The organism is Legionella sainthelensi (assembly GCF_900637685.1).
GTDB classification, from domain to species: domain Bacteria; phylum Pseudomonadota; class Gammaproteobacteria; order Legionellales; family Legionellaceae; genus Legionella; species Legionella sainthelensi.
The window spans coordinates 1,365,264-1,391,095 of record NZ_LR134388.1 but is presented as its reverse complement, the minus strand read 5'-3'; the positions used below and the strand labels follow the sequence as shown (position 1 = coordinate 1,391,095).

Here is a 25,832-nt window from a genome sequence, read left to right as displayed (position 1 = left end):
GTATGAAGCCATGTCTGGCAGTACATAAATTTACCTCTTGTGATGGATGTCAATTGGCATTTTTAAATGCTGGTGAAGCGTTACTGAGTTTATCTGCTTTGGTTGATATAGTTCATTTTTCAGAAGCTGGAGCAGTTAATCTTGATAGGCCAGTAGATATTGCTTTTGTTGAAGGCAGTATTTCTACTCCAGAGGAAGAGATACGGATTAAAAAAATTCGCGAAACCAGTAAATATGTGATTACTATTGGTGCCTGCGCCACTGCAGGTGGCATCCAAGCATTACGCAATTGTGTTGACGCTAAAGAATGGATAAGTAGTATTTATGCATCCCCCAAACATATAAAAAGCTTAAATACCTCAACACCAATTTCTCATCATGTTAGAGTAGATTGGGAATTATGGGGTTGTCCCGTAAATAGCAATCAAGTATTGGAAGCAATCCGCTTTTTATTATCCAATGCTACACCGCTTATCAAAAAAGACTCTGAATGCATGGAGTGTAAACGAAAAGGAAATGTTTGTGTTTTAGTAACCAAAAAACAAGCATGCATGGGACCGGTAACACAGATGGGATGCGGCTCACTTTGTCCATCAGTGGGGCGAGGTTGTTATGCTTGTTATGGTCCAAAAGAAAATTTGAACACCCAATCTTTGGGAGATCGATTTGTACAGCTTGGTTATAGTAAAGAAACTGTAGCACAAAAATTTTTACATATTAACAATCAAGCAACGGCATTTAACGCAGCGGGAAATTATTTTAAGGGGATTAAAATCAATCATGAGTAATACGATTTCAATCAATGTCCCTATTTTAGCACGGGTAGAAGGTGAAGGTGCCCTTGAGCTTGAAATTCGCAATCGACAAATCACCTCCTTACAATTAAGAATTTATGAGCCCCCAAGATTGTTTGAAAAATTTTTAGAAGGCAGAAGTTACACAGATGTTTTAGATTTAGTCGCCCGCATTTGTGGTATATGCCCTGTTGCTTATCAAATGACATCAACTCAAGCGATTGAACATTGTTTCGCAATAACCCCCTCCCCTTGGGTACGGGAGATGCGTCGGCTCTTTTACTGCGGTGAATGGTTAGAAAGCCATAGTATGCACATACACTTTTTAGCATTACCCGACTTTTTAGGGTTTAAGTCAGTGCCTGAAATGGCAAAACGCTACTCTGAAGAAGTAAGACGTGGTATGCGCTTACAAGCTTTTGGCAATGATTTAATTAAATTATTGGGTGGCCGCTCCGTACATCCAGTTGGCGCCTGTGTAGGTGGATTTTATAAAGCGCCTAATCAGGCTGAAATCAAGCTTTTATTAGACCAAGCAAAAGCAAGAGTTGAAGATAGCGAGGCATTAATTCACTGGCTGGCAACATTTTCTTTTCCTGATAACACCCATGAATTTACTTGTGTCTCTCTGTATCATCCCACAGAATACCCTTTCAATGAGGGAAGGCTTGTATCTGATCATGGTTTAAATATTAGCATTGATGAGTTTGATCATTATTTTAAAGAAAAACAAGTCCCCTATTCCACTGCATTGCATTGTTTGCTACAAAATAAACCTTATCTCGTAGGCCCTCTCGCGCGCGTCAATAACTCTTTTGGCCACTTACCTGTTTCAATCCATCTTCTTTTACAGGATTTAAAAATTAGTTTCCCTTCATATAATATGTATTACAGTATTATTGCCCGAGCTGTGGAAATTCATTTTTGTATTTTAGAAGCCATTCGAATTTTAGAGCACTATGAGACTCCCAAAGAAGCGCATCCTAAAATCATCCCATGTACAGGAGAAGGCTTTGGGTGCACAGAGGCACCAAGAGGAACTTTATGGCAGCATTTCCAATTGGATACACAAGGACACGTTAAAAACGCACGCATCGTTCCCCCAACAAGTCAAAATCAAGCACGTATAGAAGACGATTTACGTATTTCTTTGAATCAATTTGGCTTGGATAAAGATGAGGATTTATTACGCTCTTACAGTGAAATGATCATTCGCAATTATGATCCATGCATTTCATGCTCCACTCATTTTCTAACACTTAAAGTGAATCGAGAATGAATGTTATAAAGGTTTTGGGTATAGGCTCGCCTTTTGGTGATGATCAAGCAGGATGGAAAGTTGCAGAAGCATTGAAACAACAGCTTTCGGTATGTACCAGCATCTCAGCATACGTACGTATTGAAAGTGTTGATCGTCCAGGAATACGTCTTATTGAATTAATAAAAAAATCGGACACCGTTTTTTTAATTGACGCAGTAAGATCAGGTGGTACATTAGGAACCATTCATCAGTTTACAAAAGAGGACATTATTGGTTCTGCTCCCAAATTCTCAACTCATAACCTAGATATTTTACAAGCACTACAAATAGCGACTGCACTTAATGAGTTACCTAGTCATTTATTATTTTATGGGATTGAAATTCATACAATTACCTTAGACACGATACTTTCAGAACAAGTAGAAAGTGCGATTGTGACGTTAGCGATTCAATTAAAAACTGAAATCATCGAAAAATTGCCCCATGGTTCTTTCTTGAAAGAGAACTAAAAAAACCATATTTTGCTTACTCATAAAATGGTCGCGCCCAATCATCATCATAACAAGTTGTAGCCTCTTTAGTTCTATGTATAAAAGATGCATCAATTGATTTCGTATAATAATGTTCTTTAAAAAGATTGTCAGAAGAGGCTATCACTTTATCTTTTATTGGGTCGGATGTTGGATGATGAGGATTTAATGGAACAAAATACTCCATAAACTCAGGGTAAAGCGTCACAAGTTCCTGGTGAGTTTTGTTAAAGGGATTATCACTTCCGCTGTGTTTCTCATAAAACTGAAGATACGCTGTCACATGTTCTTGGAGTGCTAATTTCTCTTCATGAACATCCAACTCCTTGGTATATTTATTTCTTAAAAGGGAAACGAGGCGACAGTAAATACCATTGAATGCTTTTATTGCCTCTTGATTATTATTAGAAACTGCTAAATAAAAGGGATTAGTTATTTCTTTATTGTTAATCGTTACTTTTTTTATACTGCAATACGGAACTACTAAGGCTACATGCTCTTTTTCACGTTCCATGCGACCAGGAAGGTTGAGATCATTTTTGCGATATGTTTCATGAACATCTACAGTAAAACTTCGAAAAAGCATAGGATCAATTGTAATAAAGCACCCATTTCCCCAATCAAAGGCAACTTCGATGTCTTCAGACATACTAACCATGTGAAAATCATTAGATAAATTAGTTAATTTATGCAGTTTAATCTGTTCCATGGTAATCATTTCAGGATAAGTTTTACCAAAAATACCTATAAGTAACGTTGGGAAACTAAAAATAACAGAGGCAAGGTTATCAAAACCTCGATACAATTCATGGGTAGCTGTTGACGTTTTTGTCACATTAAAAAAACGAATCTCTGAGGCTAATTTCTCTTTTTGATTTTGGAAAAATTGGTTGTGTTTATCGTACATTATAACTTCTCCTGCTTAATGCCTGAAAATAGGTTTACGATGAGGCATATGAGTAACTTAAACAAATGAGCCAATTTTATATCAAAAAATTATTTTTAAAACTGTTTGTTCGTGTACTTCAGCCCATTTTTTCCGTAAGCAATTTTTTTACTGTCAACAAATCAGTATATGTTTTTTTCTTATCGGCAGGATTACGCAAAAGATATGCAGGATGGTAACTCACTATAAAAGGGATATCATTATAATAATGTATTGTATTACGCAGTTGCTTCAAAGAAAGAGGCTTGTTTAGTAAAAATTGACCCGCAAAACGCCCTAAAGCCAAAATCAGATAGGGTTTGATAAGTTCAATTTGGCGAACCAGAAAAGAACTGCATTGAGCGATTTCATCCAGATGGGGATCACGATTATTGGGAGGTCTACATTTTAAAACATTAGCAATATAGACATCCTTCTCAGCCATCTCAACACTTTGCAGCATTTGATTTAATAACCCCCCAGCCTTCCCTACAAAAGGCAAACCCTGCTGATCTTCATAAAAACCTGGGGCTTCGCCAATAATCATTAATTTGGCTTTCTCATCGCCGCGATAAAATACTGTTTGTGTACGCGTCTTATGTAGCGGACATCGTATACATGATGCAACTTCTTTTGCTAATGAGGACAGGTCTTTTTGACACGAGTTAGATTGACGCAGTTTCCAAAGATCGATCCCCATAGCTTGCAGATAATAATGTTTTAATTCATCGGACATAAATGACCCATTTTCAATAAAAATTACATTCAGATTTGTTGGTAATTGATTCCTAAGCATAAAACGTAAATGAGCGAAACGAATTGCCAACAAATCCTAGAGCACTTTGTTTTAGTGCATTTTCATGTTTAATCTTCGATAAATCAATGATTACTCTTCGTCGTACCTTAAGTTATAAAATTTATTAATGACTCTCTGTTAATGATTTTAAATTATTTTGTTAATATATTGTCATAAGTTAATGAAGAAAATAATTTATGACATTAGCACAGCAAATAAATCCATATACTGCAGATACCGCATTTAGTGATGGCCGATTAAGGCAAGCACAATTAAAAATGCTCGCGATGCTTGAGGTCATTGACTCTATTTGCCTTAAGCATAATTTGGACTATTGGCTTGATGCAGGAACCCTCCTAGGAGCTGTACGACATCAAGGTTTTATCCCATGGGATGATGATGTAGATATTGCCATGCCTCGCGCAAGCTACGAAAAATTTTTACGTATTGCTCCTACAGAAATTCCCGACTTTATGTGGCTCCAAACAATACACAGCGATCCTGGTTATTTTAATATGGCCACGCCGTTAAAAATTAGAGATCGGTTCAGTCGTTTTATTGAAAAACATGAAAAAGGTAATGAACCTTACGTGCAAGGAATCTTTATTGATGTTTTTGTTTATGATAATATGCCTGTAGATCCCAAACAACGCAAGCGTTATAAATTTTATGCAAAAAAAATCTCGCGTTTGTTAAGCACGAAATACAGTAAGGTAAAAATAGGTCATTATCCAACTCTTTATAAGTCTATAGCCTCTTTTTTACCTAAATCTTTGCTTGAATTTTTCCTAAATAGAATTATCTGTCAAGCCAACACCAGTAAAAGCCCTTATATAGGGCGTGGTTATAATTGTGTTGGGAGTAATTTGATAAAACATGAAGAAATTTATCCCCTACAACGCATTACATTTGAAACTAAAGAATTTAATATTCCCAAAAATGCCGAAACATTTCTCATTCAACAATATGGAGATTATTGGACCTTGCCTCCAGAAGACCAAAGAATGATGAGACACTGTAAAGAGCTGATCCCTCATATAGATAATGTGACTCCATAAATGTCGCTGAAGAGACGTATTGAATCAATATAATAGAATAAATGCTTCATATGACTTCATACAAATGACAATTTTTTGTTTTCTCATCGAATTTTTCTTTTCTTAGCGTGTTTAAAGAAGGCTTTGCTATGCATTAAGTCATTTTTTGATTTCTCAATGCATCATTATTAATGATCAATCATATAAAGTGTGTTTGTTAATATTGTCTTAATTTTATATCAAAGAACATTTGCTATACTTCCTGTATATATTTTTACATCTATCCTAAATAGGAGAGTATAATGCGTGCTCGCGAAGAAATTGAACGATTCAAATCGACTGGTTGGCAAAGTGTTCTTGAGAATAGTAGACAAAGTTATACATTAACAGACAAAGAAACCTTCAATAATGCAATGGATAAACTCGATGAAGCAGCCGAGGCAATAAGCCAAGGACTCATATATGATTCTGAAACGATGCATCAATTAATTAAAGAAATTGCATCAAATATTGATATTGATTTGTCAATGGAATCAGATGCCATATCTGATTTTTCGGCACAGCTACTGATATATATTTACGATATCAATAATACAGTGGATAGAGAAGAAAAGATAAAAAAGGCTCTTGAATTGGCGAAATACATTGATCATGAAGTCATCCATGGACATGATCTTGTGGTAAATGACAAACAAACTGAATTATCTGTATTACTGACTAACTTTGCCTTGCTGGCAACAAAACTTAGCGCTGATGAAACGTTACCGTTGATAGAGAAAACTCGAGAGCTTGGATCATATAAACGCATAGGTCTTGATAATATGCGGGCTTTAAGTCGTACTGTAATTACAGGAACCATAGATGTATCTGCGGCAGAAAGTCGTATTCCCGAAAGTCTCCAGATTAAATTAAGTAGGAACGGTTTAGACCCAAGTGTAGTGCCTCCTCTGTGTAAGGAAGTTTATGAAGATTTGCAATTAACGAGCAGTGAAATCGAGACTTTAAAAGAAAACGAAAAAATGGCTTGTCTGGATGTTCGTAACCTGGTTACTAAAACGCGAGCAGAAATTGTTCAGATAATTGAAACCAATTATAACCAAGCAATGAATCTAGCATTTAAAGTGGCTGATGAAAACCTACTCAAGTCAGTTGATGATGTAAAGCAATTCTTAGGTGAAATTGCCACTATTATGGGTAATGGAATTGTGGAAGGTGATTGGAAACGAACCCATGACAGCGAAAAATTTAAGGTTTATACACGTGTTAAAGATTTAGAGTTACAACTGGAAGATTTTTCGAGACAATTTCTAAACAGATTAGAGAGCGTAAAAAAAATTAAGGATCCTAAGAAAAAAGAAAATGCCGCAATTGAACTGGCAGCCTGGTGTGAATACCGGGTTAATTTAACGGATCACTTTCTTGCTGATGGCTGTGGAAAAACCTCTGCTTTAATGGCTAATTTTGTATTTATGGCAGCTAAAATTCCACCTAAATCAATGCCTGCTATGGATCGAAGAAATTATTTTAATTTTGATGTTGTTCCCACAACGAATATTGTTATAAATAAAAAAGAACATTCAAATCTTGCAATAAGAGAACTGACAACAAGAAGAAATAAAGAATGGGAGCGTTGGTTGCGTCATTATAAATCCTCATTCTTTCCGCAAGATTATCGTACAATCACCTGTGATAATGCCTGGAGTGTTCCTTCGGTAACATTAGGCCAACATTTAGAAACACTGGGGACAAAAACTAAAGACGAAGATAGATATGTCATTCCAGAAGATGCTAATTTTACTAACTTACACCATTGTTTACGAGGCGGGTATGAAGTAGCTGAATTGGCAAGTGCTATTGGAGCTCCTGATATTCAAAAGCTAATCACCTATCCTATGACTCGTCTGAATTTATTTCACACCATCGTTTATGCTGAAACAGAACTAAAAACAGACACTGATGAAGATATTGTGGAGAAAGTACGCGATGTGTACCGAACCCTAAAAAATTCGGAAGTCTATGGTGTAAAATTTAACAAATGGCTCAGCGAGAAACAGGAAGAGTTCACTAATGAATCTAAAATTTTTGCTGAAAGTGCATCCAGAGGGATGGGGGAATATAAGGAACAATACGCAGAAGTTCTTAGCACAATCAAACAAAGATATAAAAGTGGTGAATATATTCTTGGTAATCATACACGTTATATAACAAAAAAAATTCCAGAGAGTGAATTAGAAGATGATCTCGTTACTCGTTATGGAAAAGAAAACCTAATTCCTAATGCTAAGCATCCTGAAGAAATAATACTAAGAGATCCGGAGCAAGCAATAGAAGAAATTGCAAAGAGAATAATTGCAGATCGCGCTTATCAAAACATGTGTAATGAATTTTTTGCACAAGAAGTTGAGCCACTTATTTCTGATGCCGTTGATGAGTGTGGCTTCGAACGTTTAGAAATACCTGATCCTGAAGATCGCGTCACATTCATGATGGCTGGTGCGCCTGCTTGTGGTAAAGGTTCAGCAGTAGCAACAGTTTCCTCAATGGCTGAAGAACACTTAGACATAGAGTGGGATAATACTGTAAAAGTGAATACCGATACCCATAGACTTATGATAAGCCATTCATCTATCACTGGTGAGCGTAGTGAGTTTTCTGGCACCTTAAATAATCATGAGGCAGGATTACTCACCGATTTAGCTTACAGCCGTTTGCAGAAAAAAGTGGACAAAGGTGTTGGGCCACATATCCTTATTGACGGAGTTAACATGTCTAAGGAACGCATGGAGCTTGGCATGGCCAACTTGGGTAAACTATTACTCACAGTTGTAACAGTTCCCCCTGAAATCTCAGTCGAGCGTGCATTTAGTCGCGGTCAAGGCGACGGACGATTTGTGCCTACGTCTTATAATTTATCAAAACATAGACAGGTCAGTAAAAATTTCTTTAAGGATTTAGAAGCAGCTATGGGTAAAAATGCAGAGATTATTCTTTTTGATACTAATGTTCCTAAAGGTGTCACCCCTAAACGCATAATGACTGCCGATTTAGGAAGAAGATCAATTACCATTTATGATAAAAAGCTATTTAGTGAGTTTTTAGCCAAAGCAAATATAGATGTCACTGCTACTCGCTCAAAGGATCTATATATGCTACCTCAAGATAAAATAGATGAGTCGTACCATGAGAAATTAGAAGAAATGGGATTTCTCAAAATTCGATATGAAGAAGACGTTCCCTCCATTAAAAAAGGAACTCAATTTACAATATTTAAAGATAGTGGTAAACAAAAAGACAAGCATCCTGAACCTCATCTAGGAGATGATGAAGAACACAGACGTCGCCGTCATAAATAACATGTCAATAAATTAGCAGGAGATAACAATGAAACGTTTATTCACGAAGATAGAACCAAAGTCAAAAGATAAATTAAGTAATCCTAAAAAGGAGCAATTTGAAAGAATTGAAAAGGAATATGATCGACATGATAATGGATATATTGCTGAAGAAAATAAAATAAACCATAAAGCACTGTCAAAACATTTGCAAAAGGAGGAACAACAGCAAGAACAAAATTCTACTCCTATTATTAGACCGAGGAATTAGTCTGTGAATAGACTATTTTGTACACCTCTGGTTCACTATATAATGAGTAATAGTGCATAGTAGATGAAGCGAGAATTTTAATATTTATTTAATATGCAAATAAATCAATATACATTCATTGTGTGTACAAAAAGATCATGTATAATGTTTTATTTGCAAATAAATGCTCGATTTCTAAGGTAATTATGCTAAGTCCACAACTTATAAGTAAATTTTCAATTTTTTCTGACCAACCTATTTCGGAAGCAGGTAATCCCTGGATTGATGAAATTATTTTCGAGTGGGCATTAAAGGCATTGCGACCCGAAATTACGCAATCTGAAGCAACGTTATGTTTTACTCAAATGAAATCATGTTATGATGATGAGGCTCGTTTTTTCCATCGGGGCTTAGGGCATCCACGCCAGTTAATTCCTAAATCAGCTGAGCAGGCTTATTGCAAACTTATTAGTCGTGTTGAGCCTTTTTTAAAAAATCAAGAAGAATTTGAACGATTAACCAATCAATTTGATTCTCTCATTCCTGATAATGAGAAGATTGCTGTGGCACAAGGGATTATTGGGGCATTTTATCATGATGTTATTCATCGTAAAGGCCGTTATCATGAAGCGTTACTACCCTACGCTACACAAGAAGCTGGTTCTTATCGGATTGACCCTATCGCTACCCCATTAAGTGCAACACTCATTAAAAACACAGCCACCAAAGTGGTTGAGGAAGTAAGTTGTTTAGTTGCTGAGCTTGAGTTATTGAAACTGGGAATCGATAAAAAGTTAATTCTACCCATACTTATGGCAACTTATTGTACAATACCATTTAGTAGTTACAGTGACAAAAAAGAATTTAATAAAATAATGGCGCGAATTATTAATGCGCATTCTTTAGAGATTACAGATCAAGAGAGAGAGACAATTTATAACGTAGCTGTTGGGGTAGCTAATCGTGATAAATGGGCATATGGGTCAGATACACTCAATGACTTTAATATTAAAACATGGGGGATGATGTTCGAGCGAAACTCCTCAATTTTGACAAAACAATACACTCTAAAAGACTTAGCGAATACATTTCATGAGTTTTACAGTTTTCATAAAAGCCTTCTTCAGCAAATTATTGACGGTAAGAAACAAATTTATTACGGTTCTGACATTGAAACTGAGAGCATCAGCATTTTAAATCGAAATGCAGTAAGAACTTTAGAATTGGATATTGAATTAAATGGATTATTACTTGCGACCACCATTGTGGCAATTCAACTATTAAAAGAAAATAATATAGCTCAAATCAATATGCTTGATGATGCAAGTTCGGTATCTTGCTTGAAAAATTTTATTACGAAACATACTGACCATAATTCCAAACTTGATACTATTCCCGATGAAATTGTTACAGTTCTGCAACAACAAAACAAAGAAGTTTCTGTAAATGGTCATCGTTTTATTCGAGGATCTGGTTTGACGGCTCTTACGTTAGACTTGGTAAAGTGTTTTGGTGTAAAAACATTATTACAATTAGCAGATAATTATCCTAATATAGATCAAAAATTAAGTGATCTAACAAAAGACTTCTCTAACACTTCTATGCGCTTAAAAGGTTGAACCTCTCCAACTTTTTCAAGAGATATCTCTTAATGGTTGGCGAGTTATATAGAGGCCGTTTTATTCTGACGCAGAGCGATGTTCTTTGAATAGATTCGATATATATAAGTTGGGGCATGCCAAATCTTCTCAAATCTCATAAATGTGCCCAAAAAACGCAGTTTTTCGCTGCATGGGGCATGGACACTTATGCTTATGTTGGCTAAAATGTGATTGAGAGGCGGAAAATACATCAAATACCGCCTTCACTTTATAGGTAGTAACTGTGTTACTTACCTACAGGTTAACTGTCTTTCTTCGGTTAATTCACACTCGTAGTTCTTTTCTTGTTCTATGCGCTTTTCCATGGATGCAGTTAGTTTTTTATGATCTGCTTTATTTCTCTCATAATCCACACCACTTTCACGCTTATCAAACTCCTCAGCACGCCTTACGCTCTCTGGGGATAACTTTTTTGGTAATTCCTTATTAAAAAAGCTTGTTCTTTTCATAATAAACTTACTCCTTACTTTAAAAAAAAAGTACATCTGCCCTATAGTAAAACAAATTTATTACAAATTAAATAGTAAATTTACTTGCTGCCCGAGTTATTCTCAATAATGAAACTCCATATGTTTGTATTAAATAACCATAATCAATTATGTGCATTAAATCATTTACATAAGGTGGTAACGCTGCATCAGATATAAGATAAAAGCAAACCAAAGGATTTGTCATATGAGCTTTGACTTGCTTTAATATTTTCAATACCCTGTTTTTTACGATACTTGAGCTGTTACAGCTTTTCTACTTTCTTGATAACGTAAGTTTAACTCTTCTAATGCTCCCTCACTGAGGTCTTTTACTGGATCAATTGCTTGTTCTTTCCAGACAGGAATACGAACTGATTTGAAAAAACGCTCTTGCTCTGCTTGTTCATAGAGTTTACGAACCTCTGCAGTATGCAGCTTTGGAATTCCTGTTATTTTTTCATCATCAGTATCTAACTCAATAATCGCCTTTTGAGCTGTGGCTCTAGAATCCGATTTTGAACCACGAATGCCAGCATCCATGCTTTTTCGAGCCTCTTCTATATTATCAAAAAATACCACTTCATGGCCTAATGAATAACCACAAACTTGCTCATACACCATTTGATGAAAAGGATTAATTACCAAGGAAGATAAATCTTTAAGACTATCGCCAACTGTAGTATATGCAGGGCTTATGATTGCGTATAACTTTTTCATTTTATTCCTTAAAATTTTAAATTAAACGACTAGTTCTAATACGGATTTTTAATGGAGTGGACCATTCATTCTAAGCTTCTGTATCCCGCATTTTATGTATGAGATACAAACGGTGTGAGTAAAAGCTATGCCCTTCGCATAAAGCATCACCCGTGGACAGTGAAAGCCAAGTACCAATGGTATCCTAAATTTTTCAGGTGCAAACACTAGCAAATTTACTTATATTTGTATAGGAATTTCATTCCCTTAATCAGGCAGAATATTAAACTTAAATAGAAAAGTCCAAGAGGAAATTGAAATCAAATAAGAACAGTTATAGCGAACACTTTAAATCTTTAAGGACGTAAGCGTATGCATCTTTCACTCCTTACGCCCTTAAAAATACTCTTTTTAACCGAGCTCTGGCTCATAAGCAGATACGTTCCTGGGTCTTAATTCATCTTGCGCGTCTGCGATTGCTTTATCATTTACAATCTTAGTAACACAGGCATCCGACCAGACATTTAATGAAGTCTCTAGCATATCAATTAAACCGTAGAAAGGTAAAATAACCCCCATAAGTACAATTGGAACGTTCATACTCGATAATAAGCTCACGCTTAGAAAAAAGCATCCCATGGGGACACCGGCATTACCAATCGCAGCAACAGTCGCGATGATAACCCATAATCCCATTGTACTGTAAGAAATTGGCATGCCATGGTTTTGCATTAAATAAATCACTGTCGCAAAAATAAAAGCCGCGCAACCATTCATATTGATGCTAGTACATAGCGGCAATACGAAACGACTGATTGATGGCTTAACCTGTAGATTCTTCTCTATGGTACTCATAGTCACCGGTAATGTCCCCACAGAAGACTTAGAGAAAAAAGCTACCGATAATGCAGGTAACATAGAACGCATTGCTGTAAAAGGTTGGATTTTGTTCTTCTTCAACCATAAAGGCAATACAATAAAACCTTGAATTAAATTCGCTAAAACAACAATCAATAAGTATTCACCTATACCTTTAATGTCCATACCAGAACGTAATTGAACCACTGTGGATGTAATAAAGCCAAACAATCCCAAAGGAATGACGGAAATAATCCAACGGGTCATCACCAAAAACATTCCATGGGCGCCTCGAAAAAAACGAGCCATGATGTCACGTGAGTCTTCATCGGGTATTTGACGTACCGCAATGCCGATAATGATACTTAAAAACAATACCCCCATGACTTGCTGTTCTAAGAATGGCGCTAATAAGTTAGTTGGGATAATATTTGCCAAGTAACCAACATACCCTAGGCTGCTAGCCGATTTCACCTCATGAGAATCCAAATTGACCTGGACGGAGCTAGGATGAATAACGATATAGAGCAAACAACTGATCATTGCAGCCACTATTGTTGTCGAAAAAGTGTATGTAATTGTTCGCTTCCAAATTTTTTTCATAAACCCATCAGTTTTATAATTGGCCAAAGTAACAATTATCGATAGCGAAATAATGGGTAAACTGATGCATTTAAAAAGTTTAATAAACAAATCGGAAACCAATAATCCGGTCTCTTTTAAAACACTGATATCCGACATACCACTGACAATACCCAACCCAATCATCAAAGCATAAATTAAAGGGGTACTAAAAATGAATTTTTTCGGTTGCTGATGTGCTGCACACATATTTAAAATCCTTAAAAAACTGAAAGAAAAAAGGCAAAGAAAAAGAAAATGAGATCAGCAGCAACAACAACAGATAAGCTTAAAATAAGAGAGGGTCGAATGATGAGTCATATGGTAAGAGGGAATTAACATAGAAACCCTTATAAAGGTTTAAAATATAAACAATAAGATTTATATTCTAACATGTCCTGATTATTCGTCAAGCCTAGCCAACGAGTTCGATACAATTAATTTGTTGTTTTAAACGGATAATCCGTCGATAAGCATCTTCAATACGTTGATATTCTATTTTTGCTCAAGGACTAAGCGTTCTATTACTTCAATTATTTCGGGCGCTGTTACCTTGGCTAATTGATTTGCAAAAATAATCATATCAGCCCCTGCATTAATTGTCAGACATAAAGCGTCCTCAAGCGAATAATGATCAGTGATTGCTTGCATTTGTAAATCATCAGCAACAACTACTCCATCATAGCCGATAGACTGACGTAAGAGGCCTGTTAGAATCTCATAAGATAACGTAGCGGGTAATCCCTGACTGTCCAAATGATGGTTGACTACATGTGCAGTCATAATCATTGTCGGCTGATGCATCTCGCGTACCAGTGAATCATAGGGCTCTAGCTCTTCTTTTTGAAATGTATTCGTAACATCAACAAATCCCTTATGCGTATCACCAAGCGCACTTCCATGGCCTGGAAAATGCTTATAACAACATGCGATACCGTGATGAGAAAAAACATCAACAAATTGTTTAGCGAAGCCAATGACCTGTTCAGGAAGAACTGAAAAACTACGATGCAGGGCCCCAATAATGCCTTGCTCTTCTTGTAGATTTAAATCAACAACTGGAGCAAAATTAAGATTAAAGCCCAAAGATTTTAAAGTTAATGCCATTTGTAGCAATTCCGCCTCTAGTGCTTCAGGTGACATATGCGCCATGTCATAAGCACTTATAGTTGGTAGGCATTCCTCAATTCTAGACAAACGATCGACAGCCCCCCCCTCATAATCTATAGCGATTAATAGGGGTAATCCATTATTTTTGTAACTGATTTCAGAAGAATAGTAATTCAGTGAATGGGTCAGCTGTTTTATTTGTGTTACATTTTTTAAATTTTTTCCATACAATTTTGTGGATTCGTCTTGATCAAATAATAAAACACCGCCCAATCCATCTGAAGAGAGCCACTCAGCCATGGGACTCTGAGCATGAAGAGTGCATCCATCAAATCCCATAATTAGCATTTGACCAATTTTATTTCTTAAAGTAATCATGAATTTATCCCCCTGCTTTATAAAGGAAAAAGAATCCTAAAAAGTCAGCGCATATTTAACTTAATGTTATTTATATCTTTTTAGGCGGTATGATAGGAATGCTATCAAAATCACACTTACATGTTCCAGTAGCTTCAGGAGGAAGTGGAATTTGTGAGAAATCTGAGGGATAACATACAGAAACATTCCATGCCGAATCACCAGAATTAATGTCATTGGGTAAAGACCAATAATTTTTCGCATAATAAATTTGGCCTTTCTCCCTTTCCCAAATTACAGGTGAGAACTGAGCACGATATATTAATTTTTCTTTTGGGGTACAAGGAAAAATCTGGCGTACCCAAGACTTTCCAGGAGGTATTACTGCAGTGGTTAAAACTTTGGCTGTTGCTGCATCCATCACATCCACTGTTACAGTATAATTATTCCAGCAATTATCTTTAGCTAGAGTAAAGTAACATGTAATAGCCCATATTGAATTGGCTGAAATAAGACTTAAAACGACAAGTAAAATTCGTACTGGCATGTTAAAATCCTTTATATAGAGCGCGATTGATCATTTTTTCTTAAAATTTAAGTTTCATACTAAGAAATTGTAATCGTCTTTGGAACCCTTTATCTAAAAGTATATACAATATCATCTAAAAGTTATGTGTTTAAATAAAACAAGGGTTGATTTTATCATCTGACCTGTATAAGCTTGCCCGATTGGGAGAGATGGCCGAGCGGTCGAAGGCGCACGCCTGGAAAGTGTGTATACGGCAACGTATCGAGGGTTCGAATCCCTCTCTCTCCGCCAAATTAAAAAAGTAATAAGTCAGACTCTTGCTTGATGTTAGCACTAATGGCCCGAGACAAGCATAAACAGTCTAAAAGCCTCTCTCATTAGGGTTGTCTTATGTGAGTAGTTTTTGGCGATGTTTTCTCGTAAGATGTACTAAATATGGTCGTTCCTGAGAAAGCTGGATTATTACTGAATAAAGTAGTTGATATTATGGCGAGAATCTATTGCCTTTATGTCTTACATTCCCAGGTACTTTGCAGTGATGGAACAACACATCTTAATTTGTAAGCTGCCAAGTATGATTATGAACAATTCATTTAGGGATATGGCAAATGAAATTAATTATAATAGGAATTTTATTATCATTTAATGTAATCGCTGGCAATTATTTCCCTATGCAAACATCTCAAGATCAGCCATGGTCTGTTTCTGCAAGCGCTGGCGCCGGCAATTACCAAGTAAATTCTAGCGATAAAAGTACTGCAATAGGAAGGCTAGCACTCGCTAACGAATTGATGCTCGCAGGCAATATTGCCTTAGGCTTGGAATTAGGACTACAAACCGGTACTCGAATAAAAGTGGACATACAAAGAGAAACCTTTCAGGCATTACGAAAATGGATTCCGATGCAAACAACCCTGTCCCCTACCTTAGATTTATTAATCACAACCAAAAGCGATCCTTTGGGTAACAGTGACTTTTTTGCCCAATTAAAAGGAGGACTTGCATACCGACACTGGCGGGATGCTCGTGTTCCATTGAATGACATTTCCCAATTAGCAGGGGAAATACAAGCCGGCTTCGGTTATCCCATTACGGCTCTGGCTAGTTTAAGCTTATTATATCAGGGAATATTTAGCGGCAATGGCCCTAATCTTCACTTAGATACCAGCAATCAAAAAGAACAATTATCAAATATACCTACATTACATGCCCTATTAGTGGGATTGTCCGTAAATTTATAAAAAAAGATCCAGCACCTCAACTGAAAAATAATAAATCACCCTTAGAGTACGGCTTCTACTTGTTATGGGCTATAATTCAATCAAAATGGATGAAATTTTATCTATCGAATTAGGGAGTACTATCATGAAAGAAAAACATTATGCCTATAAAATAAATCACGACACATCAGGCTTAACGTGTCCTCATTTGGTCTTAGAAAAAGATAGAATGGTGGATTTATTAAAAGAAATAGAAAACCAACATCATGATGGTCTATTTTGGGTATTTAAGCAATTTGGTGATCAACCTCAAGAAGCCTTATGTCTTATAGACTGTACAAAAAAACGAATTTACTTTCATTATTCAGGTGAAGTTGAGGATCTACACGATGCGATTACCAACTTAACCCCTTAATTAAAATAATATCATCAAACAAAATGGACTTATTAAAATCCATTTGATCTTATTTTTATCTATTCGACCCTAGACAATTGACTTTATTTTAGTCATCATTCCAATCCAAGTGGATTTTTTCTAGTGAATATTATGTCTTTAAAAATTAAAATTATTATTTTGAGTTCTATTTTTTTTAGTTTCTTGTCTTGTGTTTATGCGAAACCAATACCAAAAAACAGTGGCAATGAAAGTGATATTGCCATCCAAAATTCTGTTTTATTCTACATCAATCAATACAGACAACAACATGGATTATCTAAACTAACTATGGATAATCGTATTGTAACTCAAGCCAAACAACACTCCTTGGATATGGCCAACCATCGCATGCCCTTTGGCCATAAAGACTTTGGGAAACGTATTGCCACGCTTCGCAAACAAATTAAAAACACAGGAGGAGGAGCTGAGAATGTTGCTTATAACTACAAAAGCGCTCAAGAAGTGGTAAAACAGTGGTTACGAAGTCCAGGCCATAAAAGAAATATTGTTGGTCATTATAATTTGACGGGCATCGGTGTTGCTCGTGATAAACAGGGGAAGCTTTATTATACCCAAATATTTATGCAAACCAGCAAAAATAGTAGAAACTATGCAGCATTTCAAAGACCAACGCTTAGTGTGCCTTTTTTCGGCATCATGAGAAAAGGTTAGAGGTTTTCTGTTTTAGGATTGGTTACACAGCGTACTCTTAGTTTACGTATTCAGCCTAGAAAAATTAAACTGTTGTATCAAGCACTCTATTTTATCTAGGGTGCTTGATGAATTATAAAAATTTAGCTGCTTTCAAATAACTCCTCTTCATTGAGAAATTATTTCCTTCAGGAGCTTAAGAAGGGAATTTTTATATTTGAAGATTACGATAATTCAGTCTTTCTGCCAAAATACGTACGATGACTCTGTTAAATTGCTCTGCAATTTCAGGTTCTTCCGTACACATTTTTGCAAAATTTTCCGCCGATAATTCTTCTACGATACTGTTTTCATTTGCTATGATTGTTGCAAAACGATTACTCATTAAATAAAATCCCATTTCACCAATGATATTTCCTGTTTGAATGGTTGAAATATATAATTCCTTTTTATTCTGCGTTGCCATATACACAGAAAGCTCACCTGATTCCAAATAATATAAACTTGATGCAGGCTCTCCTTGTCTAAAAAGAAATTCGTGTTCACTAATTGCTATTTTTTTAAAATATTTTTTAATGCCGTGTGCGATAGTTTCGTTCTGAAAAAGGTTGGTTAGTTGGGTTTCCAAGGGTAACTTCTCATTTTTTACATAATTATTTTTATATAGTATCTGTTTTTCACACCACTCAATTGCCTGTTCATGCTGAGGAACCACGATAATGGATGGATCATTAGGATCTATAAAGCCAATATCCATCAGTTTTTTTAGCACAGTGTCTTCTACTTCAGTAATAACAACCGTTATATTATGCTCTTTAATAAAAGCTTTTATTCTGGAGAAACAATAAAGAGCAGAAGAATCCATACCAATAACCAGTTCATAATCATAAATAATATATTGCAATCGATTGGGTTGGTTATTAATGGTGAGCTTTATATCATCAATTAGTTTATTTGTGATGCCAAAAAATAAATAATTTTGTAATTTTAAAAAAAGTATAGATCCCTCTTCCTTTTTTAAAATATTTTTCGCTATATTATCTCGTCGAGTTCCGCTTCGTACATTTGTCCCTTCAAGACGATATTTTATTGGACTAATTTGGCTGTAATTAATTACAATTAAAACAAAAGAAACTAATATTCCTACAGTAACCCCTGCGAGTAATCCAAAACTTAAGACCATTATGAGAATTATAGATACCGTTAAATAATCCGAACTGTAAAACTCATGTTTAATATCATAACCCCATGTTTTTAAAATACTAATACCAATAAATAATAACATACCAAACACAATTATTTTAGGTATGTATGCAATCAAATTCATACCAAATAACAAAATAGCTAAAGTGAAAATAGCAGATAAAATGCCTGGCGCACGGGTTGTAGACTTCAAATGGTCATTAATGATAGTCATCATAAAACCGGTATACCCAACGATACCTCCGGCAAATCCAATAAGCGTATTATTGATACCTGTCAGACATAATTCCCTGTTTAAATCGATTTCTTTTTTTAAATTGAAATCCAGAGCACCTAATATTAATAAAAAAGATATAGTACTAATTGGTATAATGGTTATTAAATTACCTATTTGTGGATATATAGTGTCCCATTCCACTTTACTAAAAGAAAATTGGGAAAGAGCACTCATTAAAGTATTTGGTGGTGGGAATGGTTGAAATAATAACCCATGCTCTCTTAAGATGGGGATTGAAATATGAAATATAAAAACAATTATATAAAACATCACAATACTGAATAATAAAAATCCAGGGAATATGAGCCTATGGGTAAAACGATGCATGACATAAAAAATAATAATGTATATGCAATGGTACTACTCCATATCATGAAAAAATCAGATTTAAAAAAATTGGTATCATAAATAAGAGGATTTGGTAATATAGACATTATATTCTTTGTAGTACCTATTATCAGCAAACAACCAACGCTAACTAGAAAACCCACAACGACAGAAAAAGGAATAAAGCGTATGAAATTACCCAGTTTAAATTTTCCAATCATATAAAAACAAATGCCCGTTGTGCTGGTAGAAAAAGCAATTACCACCATTGTAGTAGAAAACAAATTGTCAGGATTTTGCACACCCGCAACAATTGATGATATGGTCAATGCAATAATAGGTAACGGTTCATCTTGAGGATGCCCGATAGAAATAGGTAGTGAACTAAACAATGCCGTGATAAAAGTGATAACCACCGTAGTGATTAAAATCAGATAAGTTGCTACTGGAAAATAGCTGGATAATTTACCGTGAAAAATAAATTGAGTAAAACTTACCGTAACCATAACCATTAAAAAGCTGAGGATTATTCCCGATAACATGGAAGATACAAAATCGATTTTTTTATGCATAAAGCTTTTCCTTACCGCGCGCATCACTGATCCTCGGTTTCCCTATATATCCATTATATACTCTATTTTTTAACACAATCTTTGCAAAAAACAATTTCAATCAAGTAGCATTAATGTGAAGATTAGCCTATTATATGATCATAGACAGTACAAATTGTTCAGCCAACATTCATTACTTGGGAGCCAGATTGAGAGTGCGGTGTGCACGCCTGGTATGAACTAGGAAGCCTGAAACGCTCCGGAGGAGTCCATAATAGTAACTAGGACTGTATACAATCTTACTGTCTATCGCAAATTAAATAAAAAGGCGTGTTTTTAGAAATACGCCTTTTTTATTTTTAGCCTCATCTCTCATGAGAGCATTTATAGTAAAAAGCTCCATAATTTTTATTCCTTTACTAAATTATGATTTCTACTAGGGTCTGTTGACAATTCACCTGCCGCCTACGTGCCGCGGCTTGTCCGCGGCATCCAGTAGATGGTCAAATTAAAAGCTGAACAACCTAATTGATTGATTAATGGAAGCACACTCATAATATAATGGCTCAGATACCAAGTATAAAAGGAGTTTGCAATGCTTAGACTTATGCTCAATGACGAGCGTTGGTCAAAGCTGAGGGAGAGCATGCTACAGCACAGAATTTATGACAAGCCCAATCTTCGTAGGATAGTTGAGGCAATGTTATATCGCATGCGGGTTGGGTGCCCTTGGCGTGACCTACCGATAGATTTTGGATGCTGGAATTGAATTTATCAACAATTTAATCGATGGTCATCTCAAAAAAAGTTAATTCAAATTTTTAAAACGCTTGTGCAAGAGCCCGATTTAGAATGGGAGTTTATTGATGGCAGTATTGTCAAAGCTCATCAACATAGTGCTGGCGTGCCTAATAAGGAAGAACAAGGGATTGGTAAGTCGGCTGCTGGAAATACAACGAAGATTCATATGGACGTTGATGCTCACGGATTACCTATTGATTTTGAAATAACAGGTGGCGAAGTGCATGATTGCAAAGTGGCACCAGAATTTATCGAAAAGGTACCTGCTGCAGAACATACTATTGCAGATAAGGGTTATGATAGCGAAGAGGTTCGAGATACCATTCGAAAAAAATCATCCATTCCCGTGATTCCAGGAAAGAGCAATTCTAAAACTGGCAATGCAGATATGGATTGGGGTATTTATAAATACAGACATCGAGTTGAAAACTTTTTTTGTCAGAATAAAACACGTTCGTGCAATCGCCACAAGAGTTGATAAATTAAAGCGAAACGATGCTTCTCTTGTTGCTATGGCATGCGCATTTTTATGGCTACCTATGTAGCGCAGCTTCCGGTATTATCTCAGTGTTTGTACAACATTCAAGGAAGTACGATGAGTCTGGCTTATGTTTCTATTCTTGCGAGTCAGCATCATGGTACTCTTTACCTAGGCTCTACGTCAGACATCATTAAACGGACTTGGGAACACAAAAATAAAGTCAGTCCTGGTTTCACTGCTCAGTATAACGTACATATGATGGTCTATCATGAAGCATATGAATTATACGTTGAAGCAGCACGACGTGAAAAACGTTTCAAAAATTGGCCAAGACAATGGAAAATAAATTTAATAGAGAAACTAAACCCTCAATCGCGTGACCTGTATCAAGAAATTTGCCAATGATTTAGATCGAATGGATGCCGCGGATAAGCCGCGGCACGTAGGCGGCAGGTGAATTGTCAACAGACCCTAAATAAATCTAGCTCGTATTCAAAAAATTAATCGTCAACAAACCCCAAAATATGGACTAAGATTATAATTAAAAGAGATATATCAATGAGAAAGAAACTCTTATATGGATATTTTATTAATTTTTCTGATTACCTTATTTTTTTGCATGTGCTTTTTGCTCATTAATTTTTTTGATTATTTGTCAAGGAGTGAATCATGAGCATCTATCTCGGCTGTGGACTCATCGCTTTCTGCTTGTTAATTTATTTATTATTCGTATTATTTAAACCTGAATTATTTTAATAATAAAAACAGGAATGGATCTCCATGACAAAATTTGGTTTTCTTCAAATTTCATTCTATTTGCTCTTCTTACTCGTGATGGTCAAACCTCTTGGTTGGTATATGGCCCGAGTTTATCAAGGCCAACCTTGTTTACTAAATTCCTTAGTCAAACCCTTTGAATCACTTATTTATAAGCTATGCGGCATTGATCCTGAAGAAGAAATGGGATGGAAAACCTACCTATCGACGATGCTTTTCGTTAATTTTTTAGGATTATTGGCTGTTTTTCTTTTGCAAAGAATTCAATACTATCTTCCTCTAAACCCACAAAATTTTGCAGCTCCTTCCTCTGATCTGGCTTTTAATACGGCAATTAGCTTTGCAACAAACACCAATTGGCAAGCCTATAGTGGTGAAACAACTTTCAGCTATTTGACACAAATGCTTGCACTTACAGTACAAAATTTTATTTCAGCAGCAACAGGAATGTCTTTATTAATCGCATTGATTCGAGGTTTAACAAAACGTGAAAGCACGGGTTTAGGAAATTTTTGGGTTGATACTATACGAGGCATACTCTACATTTTACTTCCTTTATCTTTCATTTTTTCACTTATTTTATGCTCACAAGGAGTAATACAAAATTTTAAGCCCTATCAAAAAATTAGCCTTCTACATCCGTTTACTTATCAGCAGCCCATTACAGATACAAAAACACAACCCCTATTAGATAACTTAGGTAATCCCGAAGTAAGCTCTAAAACGATAACAGAACAAACCATTCCTATGGGGCCTGCTGCTTCACAAATTGCCATAAAACAATTAGGCACTAATGGTGGTGGTTTTTTTAATGTCAATTCTGCCCATCCCTTCGAGAATCCTACTCCATTAACAAATTTTCTTGAAATGGTAGCCCTTTTACTTATTCCAGCAGCTTTTTGTTTTACTTTTGGGATGATGGCTCAGGATAAACGACAAGGATGGGCGGTATTAATTGCCATGTTCATTTTATTTATTCCCCCTTTAATTCTTGAAACCGTAGTGGAACAAAAAGGCAATCCTGCGTTCCAATCCATAGGAATTGATATGCAGCCTGTATCTGGCCTTTACCCTGCGGGTAATATGGAGGGTAAAGAAACACGTTTCGGCATAGTCAACTCAACAATTTGGGCTACGGCAACTACTGCTGCGTCGAATGGTTCTGTTAATTCAATGCTTGATTCGTTTACTCCCCTGGGAGGACTTGTTCCCCTTTGGATGATGCATTTAGGTGAAGTCTGTTTTGGTGGAGTAGGCTCAGGATTATATGGAATGCTCATGATGATTATTATCACCGTATTTGTTGCCGGTCTTATGGTAGGCAGATCTCCTGAATACCTTGGTAAAAAAATTGAGCCTTATGAAATGAAAATGGCCTCAATTGCTGTTTTAATTATGCCTTTAATCGTCCTTATCTCAACTGCTTATGCATCGGTAACCTCTTCAGGTATTAACTCAATAGCCAATCCAGGATCACATGGTTTCACAGAAATTCTTTATGCATTTACGTCTATGGGAAATAATAACGGCAGTTCCTTCGCAGGCTTAAATGTGAATACCCCTTTTTACAACATTTGGGGGGCTTAGTCATGTTGATTAGCAGATATTGGATTGCCATCCCTGTTCTTGCAATCGCAGGTTCTCTTGTTAAGAAAAAACATATTCCAAGTAGCCCAGGAACCCTAGCCACTCATACACCACTTTTTATTGTTTTGTTGGTTTGCATCACCATTATCATCGGCGCCCTGTCTTTTGTACCTGCTCTTGCATTAGGCCCTGTTGTAGAAGAGTTGATTCTTTGGGGAAAATATGGCTACTAAATTACATTCAATATGGGATTTTAACATCATTAAAGTTGCCTTAGTTGATGCTTTTCTAAAACTCAGGCCACGCACTCAAATTAAAAATCCGGTGATGTTTACTGTCTATGTAGGCTCAATTATAACCACCATTCTTTTTTTACAATCACTCTTAGGGAAAGGAGAAGCACCTACCTTTTTTATTTTAGCAGTGACATTATGCCTTTGGTTTACCCTCTTATTTGCTAACTTTGCTGAGGCGTTGGCAGAGGGGCGAGGTAAAGCGCAAGCACAAGAACTGCGTCGAGCACGACATGATATTCAAGCAAAAAAATTAACAAAAGCGTCTAAAGATGCAAAATTTACTTTAGTTACTTCAGGACAATTACGTACAGATGATCTGGTACTAGTAGAAGCTGGAGATTTCATTCCTAGCGATGGTGAAGTTATAGAAGGCATTGCCTCTGTTAATGAAAGTGCTATCACAGGTGAAAGTGCCCCAGTTATTCGTGAAAGTGGAGGGGATCGTAGTGCGGTAACTGGAGGTACTCAAGTCATTTCTGATTGGTTGATTATTCGCATTACTTCTAATCCAGGAGAAACATTTTTAGATCGAATGATTGCATTAGTCGAAGGTTCGAAACGTCAAAAAACACCTAATGAACTAGCATTGACTATCTTACTCGCTGCATTAACCATTGTATTCTTAGTAGTGTGTAGCACCCTGCTGTCTTTCTCAATTTTTAGTGTATTTGTAACCAAATCAGGCCAGGTCATTTCCATAACAGTGGTTATTGCTCTTTTTGTATGTTTAGCTCCAACTACTATCGGGGGGTTGCTTTCCGCAATTGGTATTTCAGGCATGGATAGAATGATTCAAGCGAATGTTATCGCCTTATCTGGACGTGCAGTTGAAGCTGCAGGAGATATAGATGTTTTATTACTTGATAAAACAGGAACCATTACTTTAGGAAACCGTCAAGCTACAGAATTTATCCCTGCCGAAGAGGTAAGCATCAATGAATTAGCCAATGCAGCACAATTAGCCTCACTCGCAGATGAAACCCCTGAAGGACGTAGTATTGTTATTTTAGCCAAAAAAAAATATAAGTTACGTGGTAGGGAATTGGGGAAACTCAATGCAACCTTTATCCCTTTTACAGCTCAAACACGCATGAGTGGCGCAAATGTTGGGAATAGACAAATTCGTAAAGGTTCGTTTGAAGCAATCAAAGAATATATCAATCAGTTAGGTAGCATTATTCCTGAAAATGTAAAAAAGAATGTCGAAATTATTTCACGACAAGGGAATACAGCATTGGTAGTTGTAGAAAATCAAAAAGTACTCGGTATTATTCGACTTAAAGATATTATTAAAGGGGGTATTCGAGAACGATTTGCTCAATTGAGACAAATGGGCATTAAAACAATTATGGTTACTGGAGATAATCCTCTTACCGCTGCTTCCATTGCAGGTGAAGCTGGAGTGGATGATTTCCTTGCTAATGCAAAACCCGAAGACAAACTTAAATTGATTCGTGAGTTACAAGCTCAAGGACATCTGGTAGCAATGACAGGGGACGGAACTAATGATGCCCCTGCTCTTGCTCAAGCAGATGTTGCGGTCGCAATGAACTCAGGAACACAGGCAGCAAAAGAAGCGGGTAACCTAGTAGACTTAGATTCAAATCCCACTAAATTAATTGAGGTGGTGGAAATTGGTAAACAATTACTAATGACTCGTGGTTCACTTACTACTTTTAGCATAGCCAATGATATCGCCAAATATTTTGCCATTTTACCGGCGGCGTTTTCTAGCACTTATCCAGAACTTAATATTTTAAATATCATGCATCTGACAACACCTCAAAGTGCTATTCTTTCTGCAGTCATTTTTAATGCAGCTATTATTATTTTTCTCATTCCTTTAGCGTTACATGGAGTGAAATACAAGCGTCTTCCTGCTGCACAACTCTTACGAAACAATGTGATCATTTATGGCTTTGGTGGATTAATTGTTCCCTTCATTGGTATCAAAATAATAGATCTGTTTTTAACTTTAGTAGGTTTAACTGGATAAAA

21 protein-coding genes, 1 tRNA gene and 3 pseudogenes are annotated in these 25,832 nt (G+C 36.2%); 16 read left to right on the top strand and 9 right to left on the bottom strand.

Translation table 11 applies throughout. The features are described from left to right. The first annotated feature begins 2 nt into the window (after positions 1-2). The 3 genes from EL220_RS06240 to EL220_RS06230 are packed head-to-tail and all read left to right on the top strand — an operon-like array spanning position 3 to position 2,564. Complete coding sequence (locus tag EL220_RS06240; protein WP_027271171.1) at positions 3-788, top strand: NADH-quinone oxidoreductase subunit B family protein; 786 nt, start codon at positions 3-5, stop codon at positions 786-788. Then, positions 781-2,073 (top strand): Ni/Fe hydrogenase subunit alpha, encoded by a 1,293-nt coding sequence (locus EL220_RS06235; RefSeq protein ID WP_027271172.1) that lies wholly within the window; start codon positions 781-783, stop codon positions 2,071-2,073. Before EL220_RS06240 ends, EL220_RS06235 begins: the two co-directional genes overlap by 8 nt. Next, positions 2,070-2,564, top strand: coding sequence for a hydrogenase maturation protease (locus tag EL220_RS06230; RefSeq protein ID WP_027271173.1), 495 nt, complete (start codon positions 2,070-2,072; stop codon positions 2,562-2,564). The genes EL220_RS06235 and EL220_RS06230 overlap by 4 nt, the downstream gene beginning before the upstream one ends. Before the next feature lie 16 nt (positions 2,565-2,580). Here EL220_RS06230 and lart1 read toward each other — a convergent pair whose 3' ends face one another. Together lart1 and EL220_RS06220 are read right to left on the bottom strand one after the other, a co-directional pair. Further along, the gene (gene lart1 / locus EL220_RS06225; RefSeq protein WP_027271174.1) at positions 2,581-3,492 is read right to left on the bottom strand and encodes an NAD(+)--arginine ADP-ribosyltransferase Lart1; all 912 of its coding nucleotides are present in this window, start codon (positions 3,490-3,492) and stop codon (positions 2,581-2,583) included. 118 nt (positions 3,493-3,610) lie between these two features. Further along, positions 3,611-4,246, bottom strand: coding sequence for a uracil-DNA glycosylase (locus tag EL220_RS06220; RefSeq protein ID WP_027271175.1), 636 nt, complete (start codon positions 4,244-4,246; stop codon positions 3,611-3,613). A 257-nt stretch (positions 4,247-4,503) separates the two neighbouring features. On the opposite strand from EL220_RS06220, the gene EL220_RS06215 reads away from it, so the two are divergent. From EL220_RS06215 to EL220_RS06200, 4 genes are all read left to right on the top strand, one after another. Next, positions 4,504-5,364, top strand: a complete 861-nt coding sequence (locus EL220_RS06215) for a LicD family protein (RefSeq protein WP_027271176.1) — start codon at positions 4,504-4,506, stop codon at positions 5,362-5,364. Between the two features lie 281 nt (positions 5,365-5,645). Further along, a complete protein-coding gene (locus tag EL220_RS06210; protein WP_027271177.1) occupies positions 5,646-8,696 on the top strand; it encodes a zeta toxin family protein in 3,051 nt (1,016 codons plus the stop codon). 28 nt (positions 8,697-8,724) lie between these two features. Then, positions 8,725-8,946, top strand: coding sequence for a hypothetical protein (locus tag EL220_RS06205; protein ID WP_027271178.1), 222 nt, complete (start codon positions 8,725-8,727; stop codon positions 8,944-8,946). Positions 8,947-9,131: 185 nt separating this feature from the next. After that, on the top strand, positions 9,132-10,544 hold the full coding sequence (locus tag EL220_RS06200) for a hypothetical protein (RefSeq protein ID WP_027271179.1): 1,413 nt from the start codon (positions 9,132-9,134) through the stop codon (positions 10,542-10,544). A 272-nt stretch (positions 10,545-10,816) separates the two neighbouring features. Here EL220_RS06200 and EL220_RS06195 read toward each other — a convergent pair whose 3' ends face one another. The 5 genes and pseudogenes from EL220_RS06195 to EL220_RS06175 all read right to left on the bottom strand — a co-directional run bounded on the left by EL220_RS06195 (position 10,817) and on the right by EL220_RS06175 (position 15,245). Continuing rightward, the gene (locus tag EL220_RS06195) at positions 10,817-11,035 is read right to left on the bottom strand and encodes a hypothetical protein (protein WP_027271180.1); all 219 of its coding nucleotides are present in this window, start codon (positions 11,033-11,035) and stop codon (positions 10,817-10,819) included. 267 nt (positions 11,036-11,302) lie between these two features. Then, the gene (locus EL220_RS06190) at positions 11,303-11,773 is read right to left on the bottom strand and encodes a hypothetical protein (RefSeq protein ID WP_027271181.1); all 471 of its coding nucleotides are present in this window, start codon (positions 11,771-11,773) and stop codon (positions 11,303-11,305) included. A gap of 390 nt (positions 11,774-12,163) precedes the next feature. Next, on the bottom strand, positions 12,164-13,441 hold the full coding sequence (locus EL220_RS06185) for a dicarboxylate/amino acid:cation symporter (RefSeq protein WP_027271182.1): 1,278 nt from the start codon (positions 13,439-13,441) through the stop codon (positions 12,164-12,166). A gap of 205 nt (positions 13,442-13,646) precedes the next feature. Then, positions 13,647-14,719, bottom strand: a pseudogene (locus EL220_RS06180) (glycoside hydrolase family 3 N-terminal domain-containing protein). 70 nt (positions 14,720-14,789) lie between these two features. Continuing rightward, positions 14,790-15,245 carry a hypothetical protein gene (locus EL220_RS06175; RefSeq protein ID WP_027271184.1) on the bottom strand — a complete coding sequence of 152 codons (456 nt, stop codon included), beginning with the start codon at positions 15,243-15,245 and terminating at the stop codon, positions 14,790-14,792. Positions 15,246-15,430: 185 nt separating this feature from the next. On the opposite strand from EL220_RS06175, the gene EL220_RS06170 reads away from it, so the two are divergent. The 4 genes from EL220_RS06170 (at position 15,431) to EL220_RS06155 (ending at position 17,555) form a co-directional block, all read left to right on the top strand. Continuing rightward, a tRNA-Ser gene (locus tag EL220_RS06170) sits at positions 15,431-15,518 on the top strand. A 317-nt stretch (positions 15,519-15,835) separates the two neighbouring features. After that, positions 15,836-16,468, top strand: a complete 633-nt coding sequence (locus tag EL220_RS06165; RefSeq protein ID WP_027271185.1) for a hypothetical protein — start codon at positions 15,836-15,838, stop codon at positions 16,466-16,468. Positions 16,469-16,592: 124 nt separating this feature from the next. Then, a complete protein-coding gene (locus tag EL220_RS06160; RefSeq protein WP_027271186.1) occupies positions 16,593-16,862 on the top strand; it encodes a hypothetical protein in 270 nt (89 codons plus the stop codon). Between the two features lie 132 nt (positions 16,863-16,994). Continuing rightward, complete coding sequence (locus EL220_RS06155) at positions 16,995-17,555, top strand: CAP domain-containing protein (protein ID WP_035906052.1); 561 nt, start codon at positions 16,995-16,997, stop codon at positions 17,553-17,555. A 190-nt stretch (positions 17,556-17,745) separates the two neighbouring features. On the opposite strand, the gene EL220_RS19510 is transcribed toward EL220_RS06155, so the two are convergent. Beyond that, a complete protein-coding gene (locus EL220_RS19510) occupies positions 17,746-19,341 on the bottom strand; it encodes a SulP family inorganic anion transporter (RefSeq protein WP_269471007.1) in 1,596 nt (531 codons plus the stop codon). After that, on the bottom strand, positions 19,284-19,913 hold the full coding sequence (locus tag EL220_RS19505; protein WP_269471006.1) for a SulP family inorganic anion transporter: 630 nt from the start codon (positions 19,911-19,913) through the stop codon (positions 19,284-19,286). The genes EL220_RS19510 and EL220_RS19505 overlap by 58 nt, the downstream gene beginning before the upstream one ends. Positions 19,914-20,487: 574 nt before the next feature. Between EL220_RS19505 and EL220_RS06145 the strand changes: the two are divergent. The 5 genes and pseudogenes from EL220_RS06145 (at position 20,488) to kdpB (ending at position 25,830) form a co-directional block, all read left to right on the top strand. Then, positions 20,488-21,238 (top strand): annotated as a pseudogene (locus tag EL220_RS06145) (IS5 family transposase). Between the two features lie 50 nt (positions 21,239-21,288). Further along, positions 21,289-21,579 carry a GIY-YIG nuclease family protein gene (locus tag EL220_RS06140; RefSeq protein ID WP_128130977.1) on the top strand — a complete coding sequence of 97 codons (291 nt, stop codon included), beginning with the start codon at positions 21,289-21,291 and terminating at the stop codon, positions 21,577-21,579. A gap of 264 nt (positions 21,580-21,843) precedes the next feature. Continuing rightward, positions 21,844-21,930 carry a potassium-transporting ATPase subunit F gene (locus EL220_RS19765; protein WP_081779070.1) on the top strand — a complete coding sequence of 29 codons (87 nt, stop codon included), beginning with the start codon at positions 21,844-21,846 and terminating at the stop codon, positions 21,928-21,930. A 24-nt stretch (positions 21,931-21,954) separates the two neighbouring features. Next, positions 21,955-23,771: pseudogene (gene kdpA / locus EL220_RS06130) on the top strand (potassium-transporting ATPase subunit KdpA). Next, on the top strand, positions 23,761-25,830 hold the full coding sequence (gene kdpB, locus EL220_RS06125) for a potassium-transporting ATPase subunit KdpB (RefSeq protein WP_027271578.1): 2,070 nt from the start codon (positions 23,761-23,763) through the stop codon (positions 25,828-25,830). The pseudogene kdpA and the gene kdpB overlap by 11 nt, the downstream one beginning before the upstream one ends. Positions 25,831-25,832 lie beyond the last annotated feature (2 nt).